The organism is Variovorax frigidus, from assembly GCF_051216515.1.
In the GTDB taxonomy this organism is placed as follows: Bacteria; Pseudomonadota; Gammaproteobacteria; order Burkholderiales; family Burkholderiaceae_C; genus Variovorax.
Genome location: NZ_JBPJZF010000007.1, coordinates 526138 through 550890, shown reverse-complemented (window position 1 = coordinate 550890; position 24753 = coordinate 526138). Strand labels below are relative to the sequence as shown.

Here is a 24753-nt window from a genome sequence, read left to right as displayed (position 1 = left end):
GCGCGTGCCGATCGGCGTCAGCGTGCCGTCGCGCGTGGCCACGACGAAGGGCCGACCGGCCGGATCGCGTGCCGTCGCGATCATGATTTCGCCGTGGTGCAGGACCAGTCGGCGCTCATGCGCGCCGAAGTGCACATCGAGCGCGGTGCAGGTGTTCATCAGCAGCGTGCTCCCGTCGCCGAGTACCACGGTACGGCGTTCGCCGGTGGCGGTGCGCCAGTCGACCCAGGCCTGCGCGATGCGGCTGCGCAGGGGCAGCGGGTCTTGCACCAGGTAGATTGCGGCGCCTCCGGCGCCGACCCACATCAGCGTTTTCAGCGTGCGGCGGCGCGCGGACAGGCTGGCTGCGCGGTTGAGCGTGTTGCGCGCGATGGCCGGCTCGAACCCGCCTGAGCCATCGCGGATCTGGTGGCCCATGGCCTGCAGGCGCTGCCATGCGCGCGCATGGTCGGGGTGCGCGGCATGCCAACGGGCGAAGGCTGCAGGGTCTTGCCGGTCGTGTGCACCGGAGGCCTGCTGCACATACCAGCCGATGGCCTGCTCGACGATGGCATCCGGCACGGCCTCGCCGCCATCGGGCCCGGGGGACAGCTGCGCGCTCAATACAGCGCCTTGTAGCAATGCGCCAAGGCACGGGCCATGGACTTCTGGACCACGTTGACGGTGATGCCGAGCTGTTCGGCGATCTGCGCATAGCTCAGGCCGTCGAGTTGCGAGAGCAGGAAGGCTTCGCGCACCTGGGTCGGCAGGCCGTCGAGCAGGCGTGCGATGCGTTCGAGCGTTTCAAGGATCAGGCAGCGCTCCTCGACGGAGATCGCCAGGGCCACGGGCCGCGCTGCCAGCGTCTCGCGCCAGGCCTGCTCCAGCGCATGGCGTCGCCAATGGCTGGCGACCAGTCCTCCTGCGATCGTCGTCAGGTAGGCACGTGGCTCGCGGATCGGTTCGTGGCCGCTCTTGCCGAGGACGCGCACGAAGGTGTCGTGTGCCAGGTCGGCGGCATCGAAGGCATTGCCGAGCTGGCGCCGCAGCCACCCTTGCAGCCAGCCATGGTGTTCGGCGTAGAGCGATTCGACCGGATGAGGGGACGCAGGAGGCAGGGGGTTCACGATCCGCACAGGGCCGATCAAGGGCCGGTACCTAAATAAGAATGGCTCGCATTATGGGCAGCCCCAGCACTTTCCGCAACATGACGCACCGGCACCGGCCCGTGTGAGCAGGTCGCGCTTCAGTCCTCGGAAGACTGCGCCGCTTGCATGTGCAGGGCCGTCTGAGTAGCGTGATGAGGCGACATGTGGAGGCGCACAACCTCCAGCGGATGTTGCGGCTTCATACATGGCCAAACGCCGAAGGCTGTGCGGCTGCTTTGGGGAAAACCGTACAGCCGGTTTGGGCCGAGCTGTGTGAAAACACGGGCGGTGGGGGCTACCCAGAAAGTCGACCTCTCAAATGAGCTCAGGTTGCGTTTCTCAATGTGCCAAGAGGTCAAGGACCCCGAAAGTATGGCGCGGCGGAATTTTCACACAGCCTCGGCCCAAAGCGGATCGAGGCCTCGTCTGATCAAAGGTCGAAGTCGTAGTCGATGGTCAGCGGTGCGTGGTCGCTGAACTTGACGTCCTTGTAGATGGCGACGGTACGAGCGCTTTCCGCCAGGGCAGGAGAAGCCAAATGGTAGTCCAGCCGCCAGCCCACGTTCTTCGCATAGGCCTGGCCGCGGTTGCTCCACCAGGTGTAGGCGTCGCCGGTGGTGTCGGGCTTGAGCTTGCGGTAGACGTCGACCAGGCCCGCGCCTTCGGCGCCGGCGTCGAGCAGGCGGGTCATCCAGGCGCGCTCCTCGGGCAGGAAGCCGCTGTTCTTCATGTTGCCCTTGAAGTTCTTCAGATCGATCTCCTGGTGCGCGATGTTGATGTCGCCGCACAGGATGAACTCGCGCTCCTTCTTCAACGCCAGCAGGTGCGGGAAGAAGCCCTTCAGGAAGCGGAACTTGGCGGCCTGGCGCTCCTCGCCCGAGGAGCCGCTGGGGAAGTAGCAGCTGATGATCGAGAGCTTGCGCTTCGGCGTGTCGAAGCGCAGTTCGAGATAACGGCCTTCGGCATCGAATTCGGCATCGCCCCAGCCCACCACCACCGCGCTGGGCGCATGCTTCGTGTAGATCGCGGTGCCCGCATAGCCCTTCTTCTCCGCAAAATGGAAATGGCCCTGCAGGCCCGCCATCTGCTCGAAGCGGCCCTCGATGTCGCTGGCCTGGACGCGGATTTCCTGCATGCAAATACAATCCGGCGCCAGTTCGGCCACCCAGTCGGCCACGCCCTTGGTGGTCGCCGAACGCAGGCCGTTGAGGTTGAGACTGGTCAGTTTGAACAAAGGAATTCCTGATGGCTGAGGTGAATGAGGCGGGCGCTGCGGTGGCTCTGGATTTCGTGCAATTCGCGATCGAGTCCGGCGTGCTGCGGTTCGGCGAGTTCAAGACCAAGGCCGGCCGGCTGAGCCCGTATTTCTTCAACGCCGGTCTGTTCGACGACGGCGCGAAGATGCTGCGCTTGGCCGAATTCTATGCAGAGCGGCTGATCGCCAGCGGACTCGAGTTCGACATGATCCTCGGCCCGGCCTACAAGGGCATTCCGCTGGGCGCCACGGTCGCGACCGAGCTCGCGCGCCGCGGCCGCAACGTGCCCTTCGCCTACAACCGCAAGGAAGCCAAGGACCACGGCGAGGGCGGCACGCTGGTCGGCGCGCCGCTGCGCGGGCGGGTGCTGATCGTCGACGACGTGATGTCCGCGGGCACCGCGGTGCGTGAATCGATCGCGCTGATCCGCGCAGCCGGCGCCACGCCCCATGCAGTGGCCATCGCACTCGACCGCCAGGAGCGTGCCACCGAGAACGGCGTCGACGTGCCCCACAGCGCCGTGCAATATGTCCGCGATCAGCTGGGCATGCAGGTGCTGGCGATCGCCACGCTGGACGACTTGCTACAGTACCTCTCGACGCAAGGCACCGGGGACCTCGAAGTCCACCGTGCGGGCGTGCTGGCTTACAGGGAGCGTTACGGCGCCTGAGGCGCGACTCTGCAACTGGAGGGAGAACGAATGGCACTGCAAGATCGAACCCGCTGCGGGGCCTGGTCGATGCTGCTGCCGCTGCTCGCGGCCGGCACCGTCGCCGCGCAGACTGCATCGCCTTCCGGGAGCAGCATCTACAGCTGCACCGACGCACGCGGCCGCACGCTCACGGCCGATCGCCCGATCGCCGATTGCAGCGATCGCGAGCAGCGCGCCCTGAGTCCCAGCGGCGCCCGCCGCATCGTCGAACCCACCTACACCGCGCGCGAACAGGCCGAGCGCGACGACCGCGCCCGCCAGGCCGCGCAGCAGGCCGCGCGGCTCAACGAGGAGCGCCGCCGCGAGCGCGCGCTGCTGATGCGCTACCCCAACCTCGCCACCCACGAGCGCGAGCGCGCCGAGGCCATGCAGCAGATCGACACCGTGATCGATGCCGCACGCAAGCGGGTGAGCGAACTGGGCAAGGAGCGCCAGTCGGTCGACGACGAGATGGAGTTCTACAAGAAGGACGTGAGCAAGGCGCCGCCGTCCTTGCGCCGCAAGCTCGAGGACAACGAGCAGAGCGTCGCGATCCAGAACCGCTTCATCGCCGCGCAGGACGACGAGAAGAAGCGCGTGAATGCGCGCTTCGACGAGGAGCGCGTGCGGCTGCGGCCGCTGTGGGCCGCCACCGCGCCCGCGGGGGCCGGCGCCGGGCGCTGAACGCCCGGGCCCGCGGCCTCAGCCCAGCTTCGTCTTCAGCAGCGCATTGACCTGCGCCGGGTTGGCCTTGCCCTGGCTGGCCTTCATCACCTGGCCGACCAGCGCATTGAAGGCCTTGTCCTTGCCCGCGCGGTACTCGGCGATGTTCTTCTCGTTGGTCGCGAGCACGCCATCGATGATGGCTTCGAGCGCGCCGGAATCGCTCATCTGCTTCAAACCCTTGGCCTCGATCACCGCATCGACGTCACTCGCTTCGCCCGTCCACAGCGCCTCGAAGACCTGGCGCGCGGCGTTGTTCGACACCGTGCCGTCGCCGATGCGCACGATCAGCGTCGCGAGCTGCGCGGCGCCCACCGGGGCCTCGGTGATGGCGATGTCCTGCGTGTTCAGGCGCCGCGCGATCTCGCCGGTGATCCAGTTGCTGGCCAGCTTGGGCGCGGCGCCCGCGGCCACGGCGGCGTCGAAGTAGCCGGCCAGCGCGGTGCTCTGCGTGAGCTGCGCCGCGTCATAGGCCGACAGGCCGTGGCTCGCGACATAGCGCTCGGCCATCGCGCGCGGCAGTTCGGGCATCTCGCCCCGCACACGCTCGACCCACTCCGGCGCGATCGCCAGCGGCGGCAGGTCGGGGTCGGGGAAGTAGCGGTAATCGGCTGCGTCTTCCTTGGTGCGCATCGCACGCGTCTCGCCGGTGTCGGGGTCGAACAGGACCGTGGCCTGCTGCACCTTGCGGCCGTCCTCGATCTCCTCGATCTGCCAGCGGATCTCGTAGTCGATCGCCTGCTGCATGAACTTGAAGCTGTTCAGGTTCTTGATCTCGCGCCGCGTGCCCAGCCTGTCTCCGGGCTTGCGCACCGACACGTTGGCGTCGCAGCGGAAGCTGCCTTCCTGCATGTTGCCGTCGCAGATGCCGATCCAGGTGACGATCTTGTGCAACTCCTTCGCATAGGCCACGGCCTCGGCGGTGGAGCGCATGTCGGGCTCGGTCACGATCTCGAGCAGCGGCGTGCCGGCGCGGTTCAGGTCGATGCCCGACTGGCCGATGAAGTCCTCGTGCAGCGACTTGCCCGCGTCTTCCTCGAGGTGGGCACGCACCAGGCGCACGGTCTTGGTCTCCTCGCCCAGCAGGAAGGACACTGAGCCCCCCTGCACGACCGGGATCTCGAACTGGCTGATCTGGTAGCCCTTGGGCAGGTCGGGGTAGAAGTAGTTCTTGCGCGCGAACACGCTGCGCGGCGCGATGGTCGAGCCCAGCGCCAGGCCGAGCTTGATCGCGCGCTCGACCGCGCCCTTGTTCATCACCGGCAGCGTGCCCGGCAGCGCCATGTCGACCGCGCAGGCCTGGGTGTTGGCTTCGGCGCCGAAGGCCGTCGAGGCGCGGCTGAAGATCTTCGACGCGGTCGAGAGCTGCGCATGGGTCTCGAAGCCGATGATGACCTCATAGCCCTGCACCAGCGGGCCGGTCGGGCGGCCCTGTTGTTGTTCTTCGAAGGAGTTCACGGGTTCGCTCATCGTCATGTGCCCTCGGGCGTGCGGGTGTGCCAATCGGTGGCTTGCTGGAAGCGGTGCGCGGCATTGAGCAGCTTCGCTTCGGCGAAGTAGTTGCCGATGAGCTGCAGGCCCACGGGCATCGCGTGCTCGCCGAAGCCGACGGGCAGGCTCATGCCCGGCAGGCCGGCCAGCGAGGCGGGCAGCGTGAAGATGTCGGCCAGGTAGTCGGCGACCGGATCGCCGCCGTGCTCGCCGAGCTTCCATGCGACGGTCGGCGCCACCGGGCCGGCGATCACGTCGCACTGCGCGAAGGCTTGCTGGAAGTCGTCGGCGATCATGCGGCGCACCTTTTGCGCCTGCAGGTAGTAGGCGTCGTAATAGCCGTGCGACAGCACGTAGGTGCCGATCATGATGCGGCGCTTGACCTCGTCGCCGAAGCCTTCGGCGCGCGTCTTGCCGTACATGTCGGCCAGGTCCTTGTAGTCCTTGGCGCGGTGGCCGAACTTCACGCCGTCGAAGCGGCTCAGGTTGCTCGACGCTTCGGCCGCCGCGAGGATGTAGTACACGGGAATCGACAGCTCGGTGCGCGGCAGCGTGATGGCCACGCGCTTCGCGCCCAGCTTCTCGTACTCGGCCAGCGCCGCATCGACCGCGGCGCGCACGCCGGGCGCCACGCCGTCGCCCAGGAACTCCTTGGGCACGCCGATGCGCAGGCCGTCGAGCGAGCCGTTCAGCGTGCGCGAATAGTCCTCGGCCGGGCGATCGATCGAGGTCGAGTCGCGGTCGAGGTCGGGACCGCACAGGGTCGACAGCAGCAGCGCGCAGTCCTCGGCCGAGCGGGCCATCGGGCCGGCCTGGTCGAGGCTGGAGGCGAAAGCCACCATGCCGTAGCGCGAGGCGCGGCCGTAGGTTGGCTTGATGCCGGTGATGCCGCAGAACGAGGCCGGCTGGCGAATCGAGCCGCCGGTGTCGGTGCCGGTGGCGGCCGGCGCCAGGCGCGCGGCCACGGCGGCGGCGCTGCCGCCCGAAGAACCGCCGGGGATGCGGCTGGTGTCCCAGGGGTTGCGCACCGGCACCACGGCGTCGCCGCCCACGGCCGGCACGGCCACGTTCTCGTTGGCCGAGCCCATGGCGAATTCGTCGCAGCTGAGCTTGCCCAGCGTCACCGCGCCGGCGTCGGCCAGGCGCTGCACCACGGTCGCATTGAAGGGCGAGCGGTAGCCCGCCAGCATGCGCGAGCCGGCGGTGGTCGGGAAGTCGGTGGTGACGAAGATGTCCTTGTGCGCGATCGGCACGCCGGCCAGCGCGGGCGCGTTGCCGGTCGCGATCAGCGCGTCCGCGGCGCGGGCCTGCGCCAGCGTGGCGTCGGCATCGACCGCGACGAAGGCGCCGAGCGCGGGCTGGGCCTGGATGCGGTTCAGGAAATGCTGGGCCGTTTCGACGGCCGACACTTCGCGTGCCGCCAGCGCCCTGGCCAGGCCGGCCACGCCGAGTTGGTGCAGCGCGGCGCTCATTCGATCACCTTGGGGACGAGGAACAGGCCGCGTTCGACCGCGGGCGCACTCTTCTGGTTGGCGTCGCGGTTGTCGGGTTCGCTCACCACGTCCTCGCGCAGGCGCAGCGTGATGTCCTCGATGGCAGCCACCGGATGGGCCAGCGGCTCGACGCCGGTGGTGTCGACCGCGCGCATGGTTTCGACAAGGTCGAAGAAGCCGTTGATCTGGCCCTGCATGCGCGCGCTTTCGTCGGGTGCCAGTTGCAGGCGCGCGAGCGTCGCGATGCGGGCGATATCGGAAGAGGTGAGTGACATGAGAAATCGAGCTAAATCGAGCGAAACGGCGGCTAAACCGGCCCTGCGAGGGGGTCGAAAGCAAGGGAAAGCCAGGGGATTCGGGTATTATCCCGCCTTTGCCGCAACCCCCGCGAACGCGCTGGCTTTTGCTGCAAAAACAGATCAATCCACCCCGTCAGACGACCACAAAATAAGCGACGACATGCCGATGCGCATGCCGTGCTTCAGAGGAATTCCACATGTTTGGAGCTTTCCGTCGGTACTTTTCGACCGACCTCGCGATCGATCTCGGCACCGCCAACACCCTCATCTTCGCCCGTAACAAGGGCATCGTGCTGGACGAGCCGTCGGTCGTAGCCATCCGCCATGAAGGCGGCCCCCACGGCAAGAAGGTGATCCAGGCCGTTGGCCGCGAAGCCAAGGCCATGCTGGGCAAGGTGCCCGGCAACATCGAGGCGATCCGCCCGATGAAGGACGGCGTGATCGCCGACTTCGTGATCACCGAGCAGATGATCAAGCAGTTCATCAAGATGGTGCATCCGCGCTCGCTGCTCGCACCGAGCCCGCGCATCATCATCTGCGTGCCCTGCGGCTCGACCCAGGTCGAGCGCCGCGCGATCAAGGACGCGGCCGAAGCGGCCGGCGCGACCAAGGTCTACCTGATCGAGGAACCCATGGCCGCGGCCATCGGTGCCGGCCTGCCGGTGTCCGAAGCCAGCGGCTCGATGGTGGTCGACATCGGCGGCGGCACCACCGAAGTCGGCGTGATCTCGCTGGGCGGCATGGTCTACAAGGGCAGCGTCCGCGTCGGCGGCGACCGCTTCGACGAGGCCATCATCAACTACATCCGCCGCAACTACGGCATGCTGATCGGCGAGCCGACGGCCGAAGTCATCAAGAAGACCATCGGTTCGGCCTTTCCGGGCTCCGAAGTCAAGGAGATGGAAGTCAAGGGCCGCAACCTGTCCGAAGGCGTGCCGCGCAGCTTCACCATCAGCAGCAACGAAGTGCTGGAAGCGCTGACCGATCCGCTCAACAACATCGTCTCGGCGGTGAAGAACGCGCTCGAGCAGACGCCGCCCGAACTGGGCGCCGACATCGCCGAGCGCGGCATGATGCTGACCGGCGGCGGCGCGCTGCTGCGCGACCTGGACCGCCTGCTGGCCGAGGAAACCGGCCTGCCGGTGCTGGTGGCCGAAGACCCGCTGACCTGCGTGGTGCGCGGCTGCGGCATCGCGCTGGAGCGCATGGACCGGCTGGGCAGCATCTTCACCAGCGAATAATGTTGCTCGCCCCCAGGTCGCGCGTTGCGCTCCCACCCCCTGCCGGGGGCGCAGCCAGCGGCCCGGCGAAGCCGGTTCCGCGGCTGCCCTGAAACAAGTCCGAAGCCCCTTCGCTCCAGGCCCGCGCCACTCGTGGCATAAAGCGTCATGCCACTCGGCACCCTCGATCGCTCCGCACCGCCCCTCTTCAGCCAGGGGCCGTCGGCGCTGAGCAAGCTGATCTTCTTCAGCGCGCTGGCGCTGTTCCTGATGGTGGCCGACGCACGCTTCCACCTGACGCGGCCACTGCGCGCGACCGTCGGTGCGGTGCTCTATCCGGTCCAGTGGCTGGCGCTCAAGCCGGTGCAGCTGTTCGCGCAGGGCGGCCTCTACATGGAAGACCTGCAGGTCGCGCAGCGCAACGAGGCCGAGGCCCGCCGCGCGCTGGCGCTGCAGGCCGAGCGCGCGAGCCAGGCCGACACGCTGTCCATCGACAACGAGCGCCTGCGCGCGTTGCTCGCGCTGCGCCAGACCACCCGCACGCCCGGCCGCGCGGCCGAAGTGCTTTACGACGCAGCCGACCCCTACACCCGCAAGATCGTCATCGACCAGGGCCTGTCGCAGGGCGTCGAGGCCGGTTCGCCGGTGATCGACGAGCACGGCGTGCTGGGCCAGGTGACACAGGTGCAGCCGTTCACCAGCGAGGTCACGCTGGTCATCGATCGCGACCTCGCCATTCCGGTCCAGAACGCCCGCACCGGCGCGCGCAGCGTGGCCTTCGGTGACGCCAGCGCCCATGGCGGCGGCCTGGAATTGCGCTTCATGGCCGCCAATGCCGATCTGCAGGAAGGCGACCTGCTCGCGACCAGCGGGGTCGACGGCGTGTATCCGGCCGGCCTGCCGGTGGCCAAGATCGAGCGCATCGAGCGGCGCGCCGACTCGGGCTTCGCGCGCATCTACTGCCTGCCGCTCGCCGGCGTGACGGCGGCGCGCTACGTGCTCGTGCTGACGCCCGTGGGCACGCCGGTGCCGGCGGCCGCCGCTGCCTCGGCGCCGGCCGGCGCGAAGACGAACGACAAGCCGAAGACCGCGGCGTCCGCGGCATTGGCCCCCACCACACCGGCCCGTGGCCGGGGAAGGCCGGCGCCATGATCATGCGTCCCGGGCAGCAGCAGCTGCTGCTGCCGGTCAACCCGATCTTCATCTGGGGCAGCCTGATCGTCGCCTTCCTGATCACGATGGTGCCGCTGGGCCGCGGTGCCTGGGCGCCCGACCTGCTGGCGCTGGTGATCGTGTTCTGGAGCGTGCATCAGCCCGCGCGGATCGGCATCGGCGCGGCTTTCGCGTTCGGCCTGTGCATGGACGTGCACCAGTCGGCGCTGCTGGGCCAGCATGCGCTGTCGTACACCACGCTGAGCTTCCTGGCGATCATGGGCCACCGGCGCATCCTCTGGTACTCGGTGGTCTCGCAGTCGCTGCAGGTGCTGCCGCTGTTCGCGCTGTCGCACCTGATCGAACTCGTGATCCGCATGATCGGCGGCGGCGTGTTCCCGGGCTGGACGCTGCTGATCGCGCCGGCCCTCGAGGCGCTGCTGTGGCCGCTGGTCAGCGTGATCCTGCTGGCGCCGCAGCGGCGCACGCCGGACCCGGACGCCAATCGGCCGCTATGAGTGCTTTCGGCTTCGCGTGTGCCGTGCGTGGCTTGATGCCTGCGCAGGCGGCGCGTAGCCTCTACGCCGCATGACCGAAATCCGCAACGTCGCCGCCGACCTCGCCCGCTTCAAGCGGCGCGTGATCGTGATCGGGCTGGTGGTGCTGGGCGCCTTCGGCCTGCTGTGTTCGCGGCTGGTCTACCTGCAGATCGTGCGCCACGCCGACCTGGCCGAGCAGGCCGAGAGCAACCGCACGGCGATCGTGCCGGTGGTGCCCAACCGCGGCCTGATCCTCGACCGCAACGGCATCGTGCTGGCCTCCAACTATTCGGCCTACACGCTGGAGATCACGCCCTCGAAGGCCGGCAAGGTCGAGGAAACCATCGACGCACTCGCCGAGGTGGTCGAGGTCACGCCGCGCGACCGGCGCCGCTTCAAGCGGCTGCGGGAAGACTCGCGCAGCTTCGACTCCGTGCCGATCCGCACGCGCCTGTCCGACGAGGAAGTGGCCCGCTTCGCTGCGCAGCGTTATCGCTTCCCCGGCGTCGAGATCAAGGCGCGGCTGTTCCGCAACTATCCCAACGGCGACGTCGCGAGCCACGTGCTCGGCTACATCGGCCGCATCAACCAGCGCGAAAAAGAAGCGATGGAAGACTGGGACGACGAAGAGATCGCCAACTACAAGGGCACCGACCACATCGGCAAGCTCGGCGTCGAGCAGAGCTACGAGAAGACGCTGCACGGACAGACCGGCGTCGAGCAGATGGAGACCTCGGCTGGCGGGCGCGCGGTGCGCCGGCTCGCCAGCCACCCGTCGACGCCGGGCGATACGGTGATGCTGTCGCTCGACATCAAGCTGCAGAAGCTGATCGAGGACATGTTCGGCGACCGCCGCGGCGCGCTGGTCGCGATCGATCCCAAGACCGGCGCGGTGCTGGCCTTCGTGAGCAAGCCGACCTTCGACCCCAACCTGTTCGTCGAAGGCATCGACACCGAGAGTTGGAAGGAGTTGAGCGAATCGCTCGACAAGCCGCTGCTCAACCGGGCCCTGCGCGGCACCTACCCGCCAGGCTCGACCTACAAGCCCTTCATGGCGCTGGCCGCACTCGAGACCGGCACGCGCGGGCCCAACGTGCTGGTCAACGACCCCGGCTTCTTCAACTTCGGCGGCCACCGCTTCGGCAGCCCCGAAGGCAACCTGGGCAACCTCGACATGCGGCGCTCGATCCAGGTGTCGAGCAACGTCTACTACTACACCCTGGCCAACGAGATGGGCGTGGACCGGATCCACGACTTCATGAAGCCGCTGGGCTTCGGCCAGATCACCGGCATCGACCTCGGCGGCGAGGTGCGCGGCGTGCTGCCCAGCACCGAGTGGAAGCGCAACGCCTACAAGCGGCCCGAGCAGAAGAAGTGGTTCGCGGGCGAGACCATCTCGCTGGGCATCGGCCAGGGCTACAACAACTTCACCATGCTGCAGCTCGCGCAGGCCGCGGCGATCGTGGCCGATGGCGGCGTGCGGCACCGGCCGCACCTGGCGCTGGCGGTGCGCGACACCGTCACCGGCCAGGTCAAGTCGACGATCCAGCCGCCCGCGGAAAACCTGGGCTTCTCGGCGGCCAACGTGGCGGTCGTGCGCGAAGGCCTGACCAGCGTGATCACCAGCGGCACCGCGCGCGGCGTGTTCGCGGGCGCCGGCTATGGCGCGGCCGGCAAGACCGGCACCGCGCAGGCCGTGACGCAGGCGCAGAACACCAAATACAACGCCCGTGCCCTCGAGGAGCACCAGCGCGACCACGCGCTGTTCATAGGCTTCGCGCCGGCCAACGATCCGAAGATCGCGCTGGCCGTGATCGTGGAGAACGCCGGCTGGGGCGCCGGTGCCGCGGCGCCGATCGCGCGCCGCGTGTTCGACTACTGGCTGCTGAACCAGTACCCGGGCGAGGCCGACATGGCGGCCGTGCGCATCGGCAAGGCCACTGCGCCCATCGGCAAGCCGCGCATGGCGAGCGAGATCGCCTGGCCGGCGCCGTCGGGCCCGGCCGCGGCGCCATAGGGCCTGTTCAGCTTCTAGCGCAGGAAGGCGTCGTAGCCGGTCTTGAGGATCAGCGCGCTGACCACGAACAGGAACACGCCGCGCACGAAGCCCGCGCCGTGCCGCAGTGCCACGCGTGCGCCGATCAGGCTGCCCACCACGTTGGCCACCGCCATCACCAGGCCGTAGTGCCACCACACGTGTCCCTTGGCCGCGAACAGCAGCAGCGCACCCAGGTTGGTCATGGTGTTGAGCAGCTTGGCCGAGGCCGAGGCGTTGAGGAAGTCGTAGCCCAGCCAGCGCACGAACAGGAAGACGAAGAAGCTGCCGGTGCCAGGTCCGAAGAAGCCGTCGTAGAAGCCCAGCATCAGCCCGACCGCGCCGGTCGCCGCCATCTCGGCCCGGCCGCTGAAGCGGGGCGTGTGGTGGCGGCCCATGTCCTTGCGCGCCAGCGTGTAGGCCAGCAGGGCGAGCAGGATGAAGGGCAGCAGCTTGCGCAGGAAGTCGGGCGAGATCTGGGTGACGGTCCAGGCGCCGGCCAGCGAGCCCCCGAAGGCCAGCACAGCGGCGCCGGCCAGCGCGCGCCAGCGCAGGTCGACCTTGCGTGCGAACTGGGCCGTGGCCGCGGCCGTGCCCCAGACCGAGGCGCTCTTGTTGGTGCCGAACAGCGTGGCGGGCGCGGCGCCGGGGAAGACGCTGAACAGCACCGGCACCAGGATCAGTCCGCCCCCGCCCACGATCGAATCGATGAAGCCCGCGAACAGCGAGCCGAGCGTGAGCACCAGCATTTCCATGGGGCGGCATTGTCGCAGGGGCACGCGGCGCCCCTGGCGCGGCACCGTGTGGCGCCCAAAGAAAAAGCGCCGACCAGCGGCGCTTTTCCATTTTTTCAACGGCATTTCTGGTGAATGCCTGGGCTTGTCTCTGTTCTTGTTGTCGGCGTTCGTGCGCCTGGGAAATTGTCTCCTCGGTACCCCCGCGCTACGGGCGTGCCGTCTGCGAGTGGCGCAACTGTAGGGCGTGCACCGCGGCAGTGCATTGGGAATTACCCGCTGATGGCGCTGTGCACCGCGCAGGGTGTTTCAGGATGCGACCGGTGGCACGGCTCGTGCAAGACGCTCGCGTCCCCATCACACAAGCGAGAGGCCCATGAAGCACCGAAACATGGCGGTGGTCCTGCCGACCCTGTTGGCGGGGATCGTGGGCTTGCGCGTGCACCGCGAGCGTCGGCGGATGACGCACGACATGGGAGGCCGTCAATGACCGAGAACGAACGGATCGCCATCGCGGCGCGGCTGCACGTGGCGCTGCGGCGCAAGACCGGCCGCGTGACCGACACCGAGTGGATGGCCGTCAATGCCGACTACGCCGTCGAGGTGGTGCGCTTCGCGCACGCCCATGCCGCCGAGCAGAACGATGCCGAGCTGGCGGCCATCGCCGACCGGCTGGCGCTGGCGATGGCGCCCATCGTGGCCGCGGCACGCCTGCGGGAGACGCTGCTGCGCCAGGCCGCCGGCACGCCGGGCGGTCCGGCGCCGCGCTTCGGCGGGCTGCGCTGAACCGCCCGCGTCAGACCCCTACTTGGCGTAGCTTTCCAGCGGCTTGTCGTTGGGTTCGGCGATCAGCTGCTTGAGTGCCGGGCTCATCGGCAGGTTGAGGCTGGTGTTGCGCGGCGGGATCGGTGCGACGAACCACTTGGTGTAGATCTTCTCCAGCTCGCCGCTCTTCATGAGCTTGCGCAGCGCGTCGTCCACCGCGGTCTTGAAGGCCGGGTCGTCCTTGCGGAACAGCAGCGCGATCGGCTCGGCGCCCAGGGCGTCGCCGACGATGCGGTAGGACGTGGGGTTCTTGGCGTTCGCGATGATGCCGGCCAGCAGGTTGTCGTCGAGCACGAAGGCGTCGGCGCGGCCCGACTCCAGCATCAGGAAGCTCTCGAGGTGGTCCTTGCCGAGCATCGTGTTGTAGGTGGCGTTGGTCGCGCGCTCGCGCTTGCGCAGCAGCTGCACGGCGGTGGTGCCGGTCGAGGCCGACACGTTGCGGCCCGCGAGCTGGTCGAGCGAGGTGATGCCCGAGTCGACCTTGGTCGCCATGCGCACTTCGCTCACGTAGGTGGTGAGTGCGAAGGCCACCTGCTGCTGGCGCGCCGTGTTGTTGGTGGTGGGGCCGCAGCCGATGTCGAGCGTGCCGTTCTGCACCAGCGGGATGGTGTTCTGCGCGGTCACGGCCATGTACTCGAGCTTGGCGTTGGGCACGATGTCCTTGAGCACGCGCTCGCACAGCTCGACGTGGTAGCCCACGTACTTCTCGCCCGCACCCAGCATGTAGGCCATCGGCGGCGAGGCTTCGCGCACGCCGAGCACGGCCTTGCCGCTGGCCTTGATCTTGTCCAGCGTGCCGCCGGTCGGCGTCTGCTGTGCGGTGGCGCCAGCGCAGGCGAGCGCACACAGCGCCGCCGCGGCGAGGGTCTTGAGGGACTTCTTCATGTGGTGTTGTCTCCGGGAGGGAAGGGATCGGTCCGGGGCGGGAAAGGCCATCGGGCGCGAGCGCCACTGTCGGCCAGCCGGGCCCCATTGGATAGCGAAAAAGTGGAAGAACTTGATGCTGAAGGAGAATGAAGTGCGGGCTGTCGCCGAGGCTGTTTCTATCGTCGATCGACAAAGCAGCATCTTTCATTCCCTCCTCGAATGACCATGTTCAGAAAATCCTTCCTGCCCCCGGTCGCCGACCTGCTGGCCTTCGAGGCCGCGGCGCGGCACCACAGCATCTCGCGCGCGGCCGACGAGCTGCACCTCACGCAGAGCGCGGTCTCGCGCCAGATCCGCCAGCTCGAAGAACAACTCGGCGTGGCCCTGTTCCACCGCGTGCGCCAGCGCATCGTGCTCACCGACGTCGGCCGCATCTACGAGGCCGACGTGCGCGCGGCGCTGCAGCAGGTGTCCGCCGCCACGCAGAAGGTCATGGCCTCGGCCGGCGGCGGCGGCCTGCTCAACCTGGCGGTGCTGCCCACGCTGGGCACGCGCTGGCTGATCCCGCGGCTGGGTGGTTTCGTCGCGCTGCACCCGGAAGTCACGGTGAATTTCGCGGCCCGTTCCGAGCCCTTCGATTTCGCGCAGGAGCCCTTCGACGCGGCGATCCATTTCGGCGCCCCGCACTGGGCCGGCGCGGCTTGCGAGTACCTGATGCACGAGGCGGTGGTGCCGGTGTGCAGCCCGGCCTTTGCAGAGCGCCATGCGATCCGCAGCCCGGACGACCTGGCAGCGGTGGTGCTGCTGCAGCAGAGCACGCGGCCGATGCAGTGGGCCGAATGGTTCGAGCAGGTGGGCGTGGCCGGCGCGTCGGCGTTGCGCGGGCCGCGCTTCGAGCAGTTCTCGATGATCGCGCAGGCGGCGGTCTCGGGGCTGGGCGCGGCCCTGCTGCCCAGCTTCCTGGTCGAGGCGGAGATTGCGGCCGGCACGCTCACCGTGCTGTTCCCGCAGGCGCTCACGAGCGCCGACGCCTACTACCTGGTCTATGCGGAGTCGCGCGCGCAGGCACCGCTGCTGCGCGCCTTCCGGGACTGGATCGTGGCCGAGGCGCGCAGCGCCGAATGAACTGCCGCGGCCTCAGTCGCCGCGCACGATCCACTCGGCGGCCTTCTCCGCCATCATCAGCGTCGGGCTGTTGGTGTTGCCGCTGGTGATGGTCGGCATCGCGCTGGCATCGACCACGCGCAGGCCCGCGATCAGGCCGCCCTTGCCGTCGCGCACGCGGAAGTGCGAGTCGAGCACGGCCATCGGATCGTTGTCGGCGCCCATCTTGGCGGTGCCCACCGGATGGAAGATGGTGGTCGCGATGTCGCCGGCCAGCCGCGCGAGTTCCTCGTCGGTCTGGTACTGCAGGCCGGGCTTCCATTCCTCGGGCTTGTATTGGGCCAGCGCCGGCTGCGCCACGATGCGCCGCGTCACCCGCAGCGAATCGGCGGCGACCTGGCGGTCTTCGGCGGTGCTCAGGTAGTTGGGCACGATCGCGGGCGCGTCGCCGAAGCGCGCGCTTTTGATGCGCACCGTGCCGCGGCTCGTCGGGTTGAGGTTGCAGACGCTGGCGGTGAAGGCCGGGAAGGCGTGCAGCGGATCGCCGAAGGCGTCGAGCGACAGCGGCTGCACGTGGTACTCGAGGTTCGGCCATTCGTGCGCGGGCGAGCTGCGCGTGAAGGCGCCCAGCTGCGAGGGCGCCATGCTCATCGGCCCGGTGCGCTTGAGCGCGTACTCGAGGCCGATCTTCGCCTTGCCGAACAGCGACGAGGCCAGCACGTTGAGCGTGGGCGCGCCTTCGATCTTGAACACCGCGCGGATCTGCAGGTGGTCCTGCAGGTTGGCGCCCACGCCGGGCAGGTCGGCCACCACCGGGATGCCGTGCTGCCGCGAGAGTTCGGCCGGGCCGATGCCCGAGAGCTGCAGGATCTGCGGCGAGCCGATGGCGCCGCCGCACAGCACCACCTCCTGGGTCGCGTGCGCGGTGACCATCTCCTTGCCGTCCCAGACCTCGACGCCGGTGCAGCGCTGGCTGCCGTCAGCCTGGGTCTCGACGATCAGCCGGGTGACCTGCGCGTTGGTCCACATCTCGAAGTTGGGCCGGCCGTAGCAGACCGGGCGCAGGAAGGCCTTGGCCGTGTTCCAGCGCCAGCCGTTCTTCTGGTTGACCTGGAAGTAGCCCACGCCTTCGTTGCTGCCGCGGTTGAAGTCGGTCGAGTGCGGGATGCCGGCTTCCTGCGCGGCCAGCGCGAAGGCGTCGAGGATGTCCCAGCGCAGGCGCTGCTTCTCGACCCGCCATTCGCCGCCCGCGCCGTGCATCTCGTCGGCGCCCAGGTAGTGGTCCTCGTGCTTCTTGAAGGCCGGCAGCACCTCGCTCCAGCGCCAGGCGTCGTCGCCGGTGAGCGCGGCCCACTGGTCGTAGTCGCGGGCCTGGCCGCGCATGTAGATCATGCCGTTGATCGACGACGAACCGCCCAGCGTCTTGCCGCGCGGGTAGCGCAGCGCGCGGCCGTTGAGGCCCGGGTCGGGCTCGGTGTTGTAGAGCCAGTCGGTGCGCGGATTGCCGATGCAGTAGAGGTACCCGACCGGGATGTGGATCCAGTGGTAGTCGTCGCGGCGGCCGGCCTCGATCAGCAGCGTGCGCTTCTGCGCCTGCCGTGTGAGCCGGTTGCACATCAGCGCGCCGGCCGTGCCGCCGCCGATGACGATGTAGTCGAAGGTGCTTTCGCTGTCGCTGTCGCTCTTGCTCACGCGTTGTCTCCAGATCGAAAAAAAGCCCGGGCCGGTGTGTCCGTGCCTCGGGCTGGTCAGTGTAGGTGGCGATTCCCGCCGGAATGCTTACGGGTCTACTTCGCCGTCGGCATCACGAACTCGGCACCCTTGGCGATGCTCTCGGGCCAGCGCTGCATGATGCTCTTCTGCTTGGTGTAGAAGCGCACGCCTTCTTCGCCGTAGGCATGCATGTCGCCGAACAGCGAGCGCTTCCAGCCGCCGAAGCCGTGCCAGGCCATGGGCACCGGGATCGGCACGTTGATGCCGACCATGCCGACCTGGATGCGGCGGCCGAACTCGCGCGCCACATTGCCGTCGCGCGTGAAGCACGAGACGCCGTTGCCGAACTCGTGGGCGTTGATCAGGTCGACCGCGGCCGCGAGATCGTCCACGCGCACGCAGCCCAGCACCGGGCCGAAGATCTCTTCCTTGTAGATGCGCATCTCGGGCGTGACGTGGTCGAACAGCGTGCCGCCCATCCAGAAGCCGTCGGCGCAGCCTGCGCCGGCCTTGGCACCGTCGAAGCCGCGGCCGTCGACCAGCAGCTTGGCGCCTTCCTTCACGCCCAGGTCGATGTAGCCGGTGATGCGTTCGTGCGCGGCGCGGGTGACGATCGGGCCCATCTCGGCCGCGAGGTTCTCGCCGTCGAGCACCTGCAGCGTCTTGGTGCGCTCGATCAGCTTGGGCAGCAGCCGGTCGGCCACGTCGCCCACCAGCACCGCCACCGAGATCGCCATGCAGCGCTCGCCGGCCGAGCCGTAGCCTGCGCCGATCAGCGCGTCGACGGCCTGGTCGATGTCGGCATCGGGCATCACGACCATGTGGTTCTTCGCGCCGCCCAGCGCCTGCACGCGCTTGCCGTGGCGGGCGCCGGTTTCGTAGATGTAGTTGGCGATCGGCGTCGAGCCGACGAAGCTGATGGCCTTGACGTCGGGGTTCTCGAGCAGCGCATCGACCGCGACCTTGTCGCCCTGCACCACGTTGAACACGCCGTCGGGCAGGCCGGCCTGCTTGAGCAGTTCCGCCATCAGCAACGAAGCGCTCGGGTCGGTCGGGCTGGGCTTGAGCACGAAGGTGTTGCCCGCGGCGATGGCCACCGGGAACATCCACATCGGCACCATCACCGGGAAGTTGAAGGGCGTGATGCCCGCCACCACGCCCAGCGGCTGGCGCAGCGTCCAGTTGTCGATGCCGGTCGAGACCTGCTCGGTGAAGTCGCCCTTGAGCAGCTGCGGAATGCCGCAGGCGAACTCGACGATGTCGATGCCGCGGCTGACTTCGCCCTGGGCATCGGTGAAGACCTTGCCGTGCTCGGCGGTGATCAGGTGGGCCAGCGCGTCCTTGTGCTCGTTGAGCAGCTGCAGGAACTTGAACATCACGCGGGCGCGGCGGATCGGCGGCGTGTCGGCCCACTTCGGGAACGCGGCCTGCGCGGCGGCCACGGCGGCGTTGACCTGGTCGACGCCCGCCAGACCGACCTGGGCGGTGACGGCACCGGTGGCCGGGTTGGTCACGTCCTGGGCGCGGCCCGAGGTGTTGGCGACCGGCTGGCCGTGGATGTAGTGGGCGATGGCTGTGGACATGGGGGCTTTCGCTGAATGTGGGTGTCCGCGGAGGGACGATGGCCGCAGTTTAGGCAGCGGGTCGGTGCGCGCCTAGGCTCGAAAGCTGAATTGATTGTTCGCATTGGTGAACAATAGAGGGATGGAAGACCAAAAGATCGAATCGCTCTGGACCCATCTGCACTGGCTCACGGTGCTGAGCCAGCAAGGCAGCTTCACCGCCGCCGCGCAGCGCCTGGGCGTGAGCAAGGCGGCCATGAGCCAGCGCATCGCGGAGCTGGAGCGCGCGGCCGGCGTGCCGCTGGTGCAGCGCACCACGCGCAGCGTGCGGCTCACCGAGGCCGGGCAGCGGCTGGTCGAGGACATGCGCGCACCCTTCGAGCAGATCGCCCACAGCTTCTCCGGCGTGCGGGACCTGGCCGGCGTGCCGCGCGGCCGGGTGCGCGTGACGGCGCCGGTGGCCTTCGCGCGCCAGCAGCTGGTGCCGCGGCTGGCCGACTTCCTGCGCGCGCAGCCCGAGGTGCGCATCGAGCTCGAGCTGTCGGACCGGCTCAGCTCGCTGGCGATGGAGGGCTTCGACCTCGCGGTCCGCCACACGGCCGCGCCGCCCGACACCCATGTCGCGTGGACGCTCTGCGAAACCCGGTCGGTGCTGGTGGCGAGCCGGGCCTACCTGCGCCGGCGCGGCCTGCCCGAGGCGCCGGCCGATCTGAGCGTGCACGACTGCCTGCACTATCCGCGCGCGCAGGACACGCCGGCCTGGCATTTCGAAACGCGCAAGCCCTCGGCCGCGCCGCGCGTCACGGTGCCGGTGTCGGGGCCGCTGGCCGCCAACAACAGCGAGGCGCTGCGCGACGCCGCGATCGCCGGGCTCGGCATCGCACTGCTGCCCGACTTCAGCGCGCAATCCGCGCTGCAGGCCGGCAAGCTGGTCGAGGTGCTGCCCAAATGGCAGCCGGTCGGCGCCTTCGGCGACCGGCTCTACGCGATCCGGCCCTATGCCACGCACGTGCCGCGCGCGGTGACGGCCTTCGTCAGCTGGCTGCGCGCGGAGCTGGCCGAGGGTTTCGCGGCCTGAGAGGCGTCGGGTGTCAGGCCTTGATGCCGAGCTTGTCGATGAGCTGCTTGAAGGTCGCGTTGTCGCGCGCGATCAGCGCCTTGAACGCGGGCTCGTCGAGGTAGCCCTCGCCCATGTTCTGCTTGGCCATGGTCTCGCGCAGCGCGGGCTCCTGCAGCGTCTTCGCGAACGCGGTGGCCAGCAGCGCGAGCACTTCGGGCGGCGTGTTCTTCGGCGCCGCCAGGCCGCGCCAGCCGCCGACGACCAGGTCGATCCTGCGTTCCTTCAAGGTCGGCACCTGTTCCCAGCCGGCCGCGATGCGCTGCTCGGACATCACGGCCAGCGGACGGATCTTGCCCGCGGCCACGTAGGTCGCAACTTCCACCGGTGTCACCGCCACCGCTTCGATGTGGCCGCCCAACAGGTCGAGCACCGCCGGGTTCGCGCCGCGGAAGGGCACGTGGTTGAAGCGCGTGCCGGTCTTGTCCTCGAGCGCGGCCGCCGCGAGGTGGCCCAGCGAACCCGGCCCGGCGTTGCCGATGCGCACGCCGCCCGCGTCCTTGCGCGCGGCCGCGAGCAGGTCCTCGAGGGTCTTGAACGGCGAGTCCGCGCGCACCGCGAGGGTGGCCGGATCGGCGTTGAGGCGCACGATGGGCGTCATGTCGTCGGCCGTGAACTTGGTCAGGCCCATGTGCGGGATCATGGTCAGCTCGACCGTGATGATCGCGAGCTTGTAGCCGTCGGGCTTGGCATGGATCAGCTCGGACCAGCCCACGCCGCCGCTCGCGCCGGCCTTGTTGATCACGATCAGGCTCTGCGGCAGATGCTTGCGCGCCGACTCGGCGAGCGAGCGCGCCAGCACGTCAGTGCCGCCGCCCGCGGCGAAGGGCACGATCAGTTCGATCGGGCGGTTGGGGTAGGCGCCCGACTGGGCCGAGGCGGGCAGCACGGCGCCGGCCATCAGCGCGGCGAGGGCGCCGCATGCGCTGCGGCGGGTGGGGAGGCGGGATGGGTTCATGGGAGTCTCCGTTGGCATGCTGGCACTCAGTCCAGCTTGATGTTGGCGGCCTTGATCACGCCCGACCAGAGCTTCTGCTCGCTGCGGGTGAAGTCGGCAAATTGCTGCGGCGACATCGGCATCGGCTGGATGCCGATCTCCTCGAGCTTGGCGCGCGTTTCCGGGTTCTTGAGCGCCGCGACCAGGTCCTTGTTGAGACGCTCGACCACCGCCGGCGACAGCTTGGCCGGGCCGACGAAGCCTTGCCATGCGTAGGCCTCGAAGCCGGGCACGCCGGCCTCGGCCATGGTCGGCACGTCGGGCAGGATCGCCAGCCGCTGCGGCGTGGCCACCGCCAGCACGCGCACCTTGCCGGCCATCAGGTCCTGGATCGCGGGCGCCGAGCCCTTGTAGGCCACGTGCAGGATGTCGGTCTGCGTGCGCTGCTTGAAGAGCTCGAGCGCCACGTGCAGCGGCGAGCCCGGGCCCGACGAACCCGACGAGATCGCGCCCGGCGTCTTGCGCGCGAGCGCCAGGAACTCCTGCACGTTCTTTGCGGGGAAGGCGGGGTGCACGGCCAGCACCAGCGGCATCCTGCCGAGGCCGCCGATGAAGCTGAAGTCCTTGTCGGCGTTGTAGCTCAGGCTCGAGTACATCGCCGGATTGAAGGCGAGGGTGCCCGAGTCGGCGGTGCCGACCGTGTAGCCGTCGGGCGCCGAGCGCGCGATGAAGGTCGCGCCGATGATGCTGGCGGCGCCTGGTTTGTTGTCGACGATCACCGGCTGGCCCAGGTCCTGGCCCATGCGGATCGCGAGCTGGCGTGCGATCACGTCGGTCGTGCCGCCGGGGGCGTAAGGCACGACCCACTTCACCGGCTGCGTCGGAAAGCCCGGTTGGGCCTGTGCGCCGAAGGTGGTGGCCAGCAGGGCGGCCGCGAGGATGCGAAGGGTGTTGCGCTTCATGATGAGGGTTGTCTCCGGGTGTTGAACGCTGTGCCGCGCGTGGTCGCGCGGGCTCTTCTTTTCTTCTGGGGCGATGAACGCGGAGCCGTCAGCGCGGCGCCACCATCCATTCGTGGGCGGGGTCGTTCTTGAAGGCCCAGCGGCGCTCGGGGCCGGCCATGGTGTTCAGGTAGTACAGGTCGTAGCCGTGCGGCGCGACGCAGGGGTGGTAGCCGCGCGGCACCAGCACCGTGTCGCGGTGTTCCACGGCCATCGATTCGTCGATGCTGCGGTCGTCGGTGTAGACGCGCTGGAAGGCGAAGCCTTGCGCCGGGTTGAGCTGGTGGTAGTAGGTCTCCTCCAGCACCGTCTCGGCCTCGCCCGCGCTGTCGTGCTTGTGCGGCGGGTAGCTCGAGGCGTTGCCTGCCGGCGTGATCACCTCGACCACCAGCAGCCCCTCGGCCGGCGCCGACTCGGGCAGGATGTCGCAGACATGGCGCGTGTTGCTGCCCTGGCCGCGCACGCTGCGCGTCATCTGCGCAGGCTCGATCACGCGGGCGTCGAAGCGGCCGGTCGCGGGTGCGGTGCTCAGCGCGATCTCGGCCGCGCCGAGCGCGGTGACGCACACCTCGCGTCCGGGCGGCACGTAGACGGCCGTGGGCGAGCGTTCCTCGAACACCGAGGCGCGGTTGCCCAGGGCGCTGAAGCGGCGCTCGCCGACCTGCACGTCGACCTGGCCGCTCAGCACCGTGATGCAGAGTTCGCGCGTGCCGGTGTGCCAGCGCTCCTCGTCGCCCGAGGCCAGGCGCAGGGCCTTGAAGCCCACGTGCGTCCAGCCGGCGGAAGCGGGCGTGACCTCGGCGATCACGCGGCCGTTCGGGTTGGCTTTGACGAGCAGGCTCATGCCGCCACCTCGTCGCCGTTCGCCACGGTCGCGCGGCTCGCGCGCCAGCCGGCGATCAGGCGCCGGAAGTCGGCCGCCACCCGCGCCTGCAAGGTCGGGTCGTCGATCTCGTTGCGCAGCCACGCCAGGCTGTGGCCGGCCCAGACGGTGCGGCCGATCATGAAGCCCTTGACGATCGGCGCCTGCGCCTCGGCGAAGCCCGCCACCAGTTGCTCCAGCGGCTGCGACAGGCCCAGGATCACCGCGCCGCGGCAGTAGGGGTCGCGCTCGCGCACTAGCGCATCGAGCGCCTGCCAGTGGCGCTGGGACATGGTGCCCACCTTCCACCATTCGGGCTTGAAGCCGAGGTCGTAGAAGTGGCGGATCGCACGCAGCACGGCCTCGCCGGTGTCGCCGGGCGCCAGCGTGTCCTTGGGCGGGATCACTTCGAGCAGCAGTTCGTGCCCGCTCGCACGGGTGGCTTCCCAGACCTGCTGCAGCCACTCGTCCTGTTCGGCACGCAGCGCGGCGGCGTCGTCCGGGTGATAGAACACCAGGCACTTCACCGTGTGCTCGCGCGGCCAGTGCAGCAGCTGCGAGGCCAGCGAATGGGTGCCGTCGAAACGCAGCGGGCGCGAGCCCGGCTTCTCGATCGGGCGGCCGATCCACCAGCCGCGGCCGGTGGCGTCGTGCAGCGCGGCTTCGCCGATGCGGCCATCGATCAGCACGCCCAGCTTGCCTTCGCAGCCCGGGTCGCGGCCCACCTCGGCCACCACCTGGTTGATCAGCTTCTTCAGACCCGGCAGGCGCGCGGCGTCGGCGCCGGCCTGGCGCGCCAGGTCCTCGAACTGCGAGCGGTGGTCGTAGGCCAGCACGTAGAGTTCGGGCCAGGCGGCGCGGTTGACCGAGACGCGGTGCAGGTGCGACAGCTGCGGATCGCGGTCGGGCTTGGGATGCCGATGACCGGAAAACCAGTGATCGAGCTCGGCCGGCGTCGGCATCGCGGGCGCGCAGCCATGGCGCGACACCACGATCGCGCCGCAGGCGTTGGCGATGGCCGCCGATTCGGCCAGCGACTTGCCGCGCAGCAGGCCCGCGAGCAGCCCCGAGGCGAAGGCGTCGCCCGCGCCCAGCACGTTGAGCACCTCGATGCGCTCGCCGAACACGGTCAGCGCGTCGTCGAGGGCCGCGGGAATCGCGCCTTCGACGATGCTGCAGCCCAGCGGTCCGCGCTTCACCACCAGCACGGCGTCCGTGCATTCGCGCACGCGGCGCAGGCAGGCCATCAGGTCGCCCTCGACGCCGCCGGCGATCAGCCACTCTTCCTCGGTGCCGATGATCAGTTCGAACTGACCCAGTTGCGCCTGCAGGTGGCGGCTCACATCCTGGTTGCCGATGTAGCGCGTCTCGCCGTCGCCCTTGGCGGCCAGGCCCCACAGCACGGGGCGGTAGTCGATGTCGAGCACACGGACCAGGCCGTGGCGGCCCGCGATGTCGAGCGCGCGGCGGCTGGCCGCCAGCACGGTCGGCGTGCTCAGGTGCGTGCCGGTGATCACCAGCGCGCGGCAGCGGGCCAGGAAGGCCTCGTCGATGGCGTCGGCGTCGAGCGCCATGTCGGCGCAGTTCTCGCGGGCGAACAGCAGCGGGAACGTGTCCTGGTCCTTGATGCCCAGCAGCACCATGCCGGTCAGGCGCTGGTCGTCGATCTGCACCTGGCTCGTGTCGCAGCCTTCGCGCCGCAGCGTGTCGAGCAGGAAGCGCCCGTTCTGCTCGTTGCCCACGCGCGAGACCATGGCCGAGCGCAGGCCGAGCCGGGCCGTGCCGAAGGCGATGTTGGCGGACGAACCGCCCAGGTACTTGGCGAAGCTGGTCGCTTCCTCGAGGCTGCAGCCGATCTGCTGCGCGTACAGGTCGACGGCCAGGCGGCCCAGGCAGGCCACATCGAAGGGCCGCTGCGTTGGAAATTGAAGGGTGCTCATCGCGTCCTCGCGTTGTCTCTCGAAGGGCACGCCAGGCCGCGCTGCCGCGGTCGTGAAAGGCGCAC

The 24753-nt window shown here is 69.1% G+C and carries 23 protein-coding genes; 9 read left to right on the top strand and 14 right to left on the bottom strand.

Going from position 1 to position 24753, the window contains the following annotated elements:
- The 3 genes from ACSFBC_RS23295 to ACSFBC_RS23285 form a co-directional block, all read right to left on the bottom strand.
- The coding region (locus ACSFBC_RS23295) for a FecR domain-containing protein (protein ID WP_435512694.1) at positions 1–603 on the bottom strand (603 nt) is incomplete at its 3' end.
- On the bottom strand, positions 600–1097 hold the full coding sequence (locus ACSFBC_RS23290) for a sigma-70 family RNA polymerase sigma factor (protein ID WP_435512711.1): 498 nt from the start codon (positions 1095–1097) through the stop codon (positions 600–602). The genes ACSFBC_RS23295 and ACSFBC_RS23290, both read right to left, overlap by 4 nt.
- 460 nt (positions 1098–1557) lie before the next feature.
- Positions 1558–2361 (bottom strand): exodeoxyribonuclease III, encoded by an 804-nt coding sequence (locus ACSFBC_RS23285; protein ID WP_435512693.1) that lies wholly within the window; start codon positions 2359–2361, stop codon positions 1558–1560.
- A gap of 11 nt (positions 2362–2372) precedes the next feature.
- On the opposite strand from ACSFBC_RS23285, the gene pyrE reads away from it, so the two are divergent.
- Positions 2373–3053, top strand: coding sequence for an orotate phosphoribosyltransferase (gene pyrE, locus ACSFBC_RS23280; protein WP_435512692.1), 681 nt, complete (start codon positions 2373–2375; stop codon positions 3051–3053).
- 30 nt (positions 3054–3083) lie between these two features.
- Positions 3084–3758, top strand: a complete 675-nt coding sequence (locus ACSFBC_RS23275; RefSeq protein ID WP_435512691.1) for a DUF4124 domain-containing protein — start codon at positions 3084–3086, stop codon at positions 3756–3758.
- Positions 3759–3776: 18 nt separating this feature from the next.
- Here the strand turns inward: ACSFBC_RS23275 and gatB are convergent, their stop codons facing one another.
- The 3 genes from gatB to gatC are packed head-to-tail and all read right to left on the bottom strand — an operon-like array spanning position 3777 to position 7056.
- The gene (gene gatB, locus ACSFBC_RS23270) at positions 3777–5267 is read right to left on the bottom strand and encodes an Asp-tRNA(Asn)/Glu-tRNA(Gln) amidotransferase subunit GatB (RefSeq protein WP_435512690.1); all 1491 of its coding nucleotides are present in this window, start codon (positions 5265–5267) and stop codon (positions 3777–3779) included.
- A gap of 2 nt (positions 5268–5269) precedes the next feature.
- A complete protein-coding gene (gene gatA, locus ACSFBC_RS23265; protein ID WP_435512689.1) occupies positions 5270–6760 on the bottom strand; it encodes an Asp-tRNA(Asn)/Glu-tRNA(Gln) amidotransferase subunit GatA in 1491 nt (496 codons plus the stop codon).
- Positions 6757–7056 (bottom strand): Asp-tRNA(Asn)/Glu-tRNA(Gln) amidotransferase subunit GatC, encoded by a 300-nt coding sequence (gene gatC, locus ACSFBC_RS23260; protein WP_435512688.1) that lies wholly within the window; start codon positions 7054–7056, stop codon positions 6757–6759. Before gatC ends, gatA begins: the two co-directional genes overlap by 4 nt.
- Positions 7057–7277: 221 nt before the next feature.
- Here gatC and ACSFBC_RS23255 point away from each other — a divergent pair, with 221 nt between their 5' ends.
- The 4 genes from ACSFBC_RS23255 to mrdA all read left to right on the top strand — a co-directional run bounded on the left by ACSFBC_RS23255 (position 7278) and on the right by mrdA (position 12008).
- Positions 7278–8321, top strand: coding sequence for a rod shape-determining protein (locus ACSFBC_RS23255; RefSeq protein ID WP_140844795.1), 1044 nt, complete (start codon positions 7278–7280; stop codon positions 8319–8321).
- A gap of 147 nt (positions 8322–8468) precedes the next feature.
- A complete protein-coding gene (gene mreC / locus ACSFBC_RS23250) occupies positions 8469–9452 on the top strand; it encodes a rod shape-determining protein MreC (protein WP_435512687.1) in 984 nt (327 codons plus the stop codon).
- On the top strand, positions 9449–9970 hold the full coding sequence (gene mreD / locus ACSFBC_RS23245; RefSeq protein ID WP_435512686.1) for a rod shape-determining protein MreD: 522 nt from the start codon (positions 9449–9451) through the stop codon (positions 9968–9970). The genes mreC and mreD overlap by 4 nt, the downstream gene beginning before the upstream one ends.
- Positions 9971–10040: 70 nt before the next feature.
- Entirely contained in the window at positions 10041–12008 is a 1968-nt protein-coding gene (gene mrdA / locus ACSFBC_RS23240) for a penicillin-binding protein 2 (RefSeq protein ID WP_435512685.1), read from the top strand.
- 14 nt (positions 12009–12022) lie between these two features.
- Here mrdA and ACSFBC_RS23235 read toward each other — a convergent pair whose 3' ends face one another.
- Positions 12023–12781: a sulfite exporter TauE/SafE family protein gene (locus ACSFBC_RS23235; protein WP_435512684.1), complete on the bottom strand. Its 759-nt coding sequence runs from the start codon at positions 12779–12781 to the stop codon at positions 12023–12025.
- A 465-nt stretch (positions 12782–13246) separates the two neighbouring features.
- On the opposite strand from ACSFBC_RS23235, the gene ACSFBC_RS23230 reads away from it, so the two are divergent.
- Positions 13247–13546: a hypothetical protein gene (locus ACSFBC_RS23230; protein ID WP_435512683.1), complete on the top strand. Its 300-nt coding sequence runs from the start codon at positions 13247–13249 to the stop codon at positions 13544–13546.
- Positions 13547–13564: 18 nt separating this feature from the next.
- On the opposite strand, the gene ACSFBC_RS23225 is transcribed toward ACSFBC_RS23230, so the two are convergent.
- Positions 13565–14470, bottom strand: coding sequence for an amino acid ABC transporter substrate-binding protein (locus ACSFBC_RS23225; protein WP_435512682.1), 906 nt, complete (start codon positions 14468–14470; stop codon positions 13565–13567).
- A 207-nt stretch (positions 14471–14677) separates the two neighbouring features.
- On the opposite strand from ACSFBC_RS23225, the gene ACSFBC_RS23220 reads away from it, so the two are divergent.
- Positions 14678–15577 (top strand): LysR family transcriptional regulator, encoded by a 900-nt coding sequence (locus ACSFBC_RS23220; protein WP_435512710.1) that lies wholly within the window; start codon positions 14678–14680, stop codon positions 15575–15577.
- Positions 15578–15589: 12 nt separating this feature from the next.
- Here ACSFBC_RS23220 and ACSFBC_RS23215 read toward each other — a convergent pair whose 3' ends face one another.
- Together ACSFBC_RS23215 and ACSFBC_RS23210 are read right to left on the bottom strand one after the other, a co-directional pair.
- A complete protein-coding gene (locus ACSFBC_RS23215) occupies positions 15590–17248 on the bottom strand; it encodes a GMC family oxidoreductase (protein ID WP_435512681.1) in 1659 nt (552 codons plus the stop codon).
- Positions 17249–17343: 95 nt separating this feature from the next.
- Positions 17344–18852, bottom strand: a complete 1509-nt coding sequence (locus tag ACSFBC_RS23210) for a CoA-acylating methylmalonate-semialdehyde dehydrogenase (protein WP_435512680.1) — start codon at positions 18850–18852, stop codon at positions 17344–17346.
- A gap of 121 nt (positions 18853–18973) precedes the next feature.
- Here ACSFBC_RS23210 and ACSFBC_RS23205 point away from each other — a divergent pair, with 121 nt between their 5' ends.
- Positions 18974–19909 (top strand): LysR family transcriptional regulator, encoded by a 936-nt coding sequence (locus tag ACSFBC_RS23205; protein WP_435512679.1) that lies wholly within the window; start codon positions 18974–18976, stop codon positions 19907–19909.
- Positions 19910–19922: 13 nt separating this feature from the next.
- On the opposite strand, the gene ACSFBC_RS23200 is transcribed toward ACSFBC_RS23205, so the two are convergent.
- The 4 genes from ACSFBC_RS23200 to ACSFBC_RS23185 all read right to left on the bottom strand — a co-directional run bounded on the left by ACSFBC_RS23200 (position 19923) and on the right by ACSFBC_RS23185 (position 24688).
- Positions 19923–20906 carry a tripartite tricarboxylate transporter substrate binding protein gene (locus tag ACSFBC_RS23200; protein WP_435512678.1) on the bottom strand — a complete coding sequence of 328 codons (984 nt, stop codon included), beginning with the start codon at positions 20904–20906 and terminating at the stop codon, positions 19923–19925.
- Positions 20907–20932: 26 nt separating this feature from the next.
- Positions 20933–21847 carry a Bug family tripartite tricarboxylate transporter substrate binding protein gene (locus tag ACSFBC_RS23195; RefSeq protein WP_435512677.1) on the bottom strand — a complete coding sequence of 305 codons (915 nt, stop codon included), beginning with the start codon at positions 21845–21847 and terminating at the stop codon, positions 20933–20935.
- 88 nt (positions 21848–21935) lie between these two features.
- Complete coding sequence (gene iolB, locus ACSFBC_RS23190; RefSeq protein WP_435512676.1) at positions 21936–22730, bottom strand: 5-deoxy-glucuronate isomerase; 795 nt, start codon at positions 22728–22730, stop codon at positions 21936–21938.
- The gene (locus ACSFBC_RS23185; RefSeq protein WP_435512675.1) at positions 22727–24688 is read right to left on the bottom strand and encodes a bifunctional 5-dehydro-2-deoxygluconokinase/5-dehydro-2-deoxyphosphogluconate aldolase; all 1962 of its coding nucleotides are present in this window, start codon (positions 24686–24688) and stop codon (positions 22727–22729) included. Before ACSFBC_RS23185 ends, iolB begins: the two co-directional genes overlap by 4 nt.
- Positions 24689–24753 lie beyond the last annotated feature (65 nt).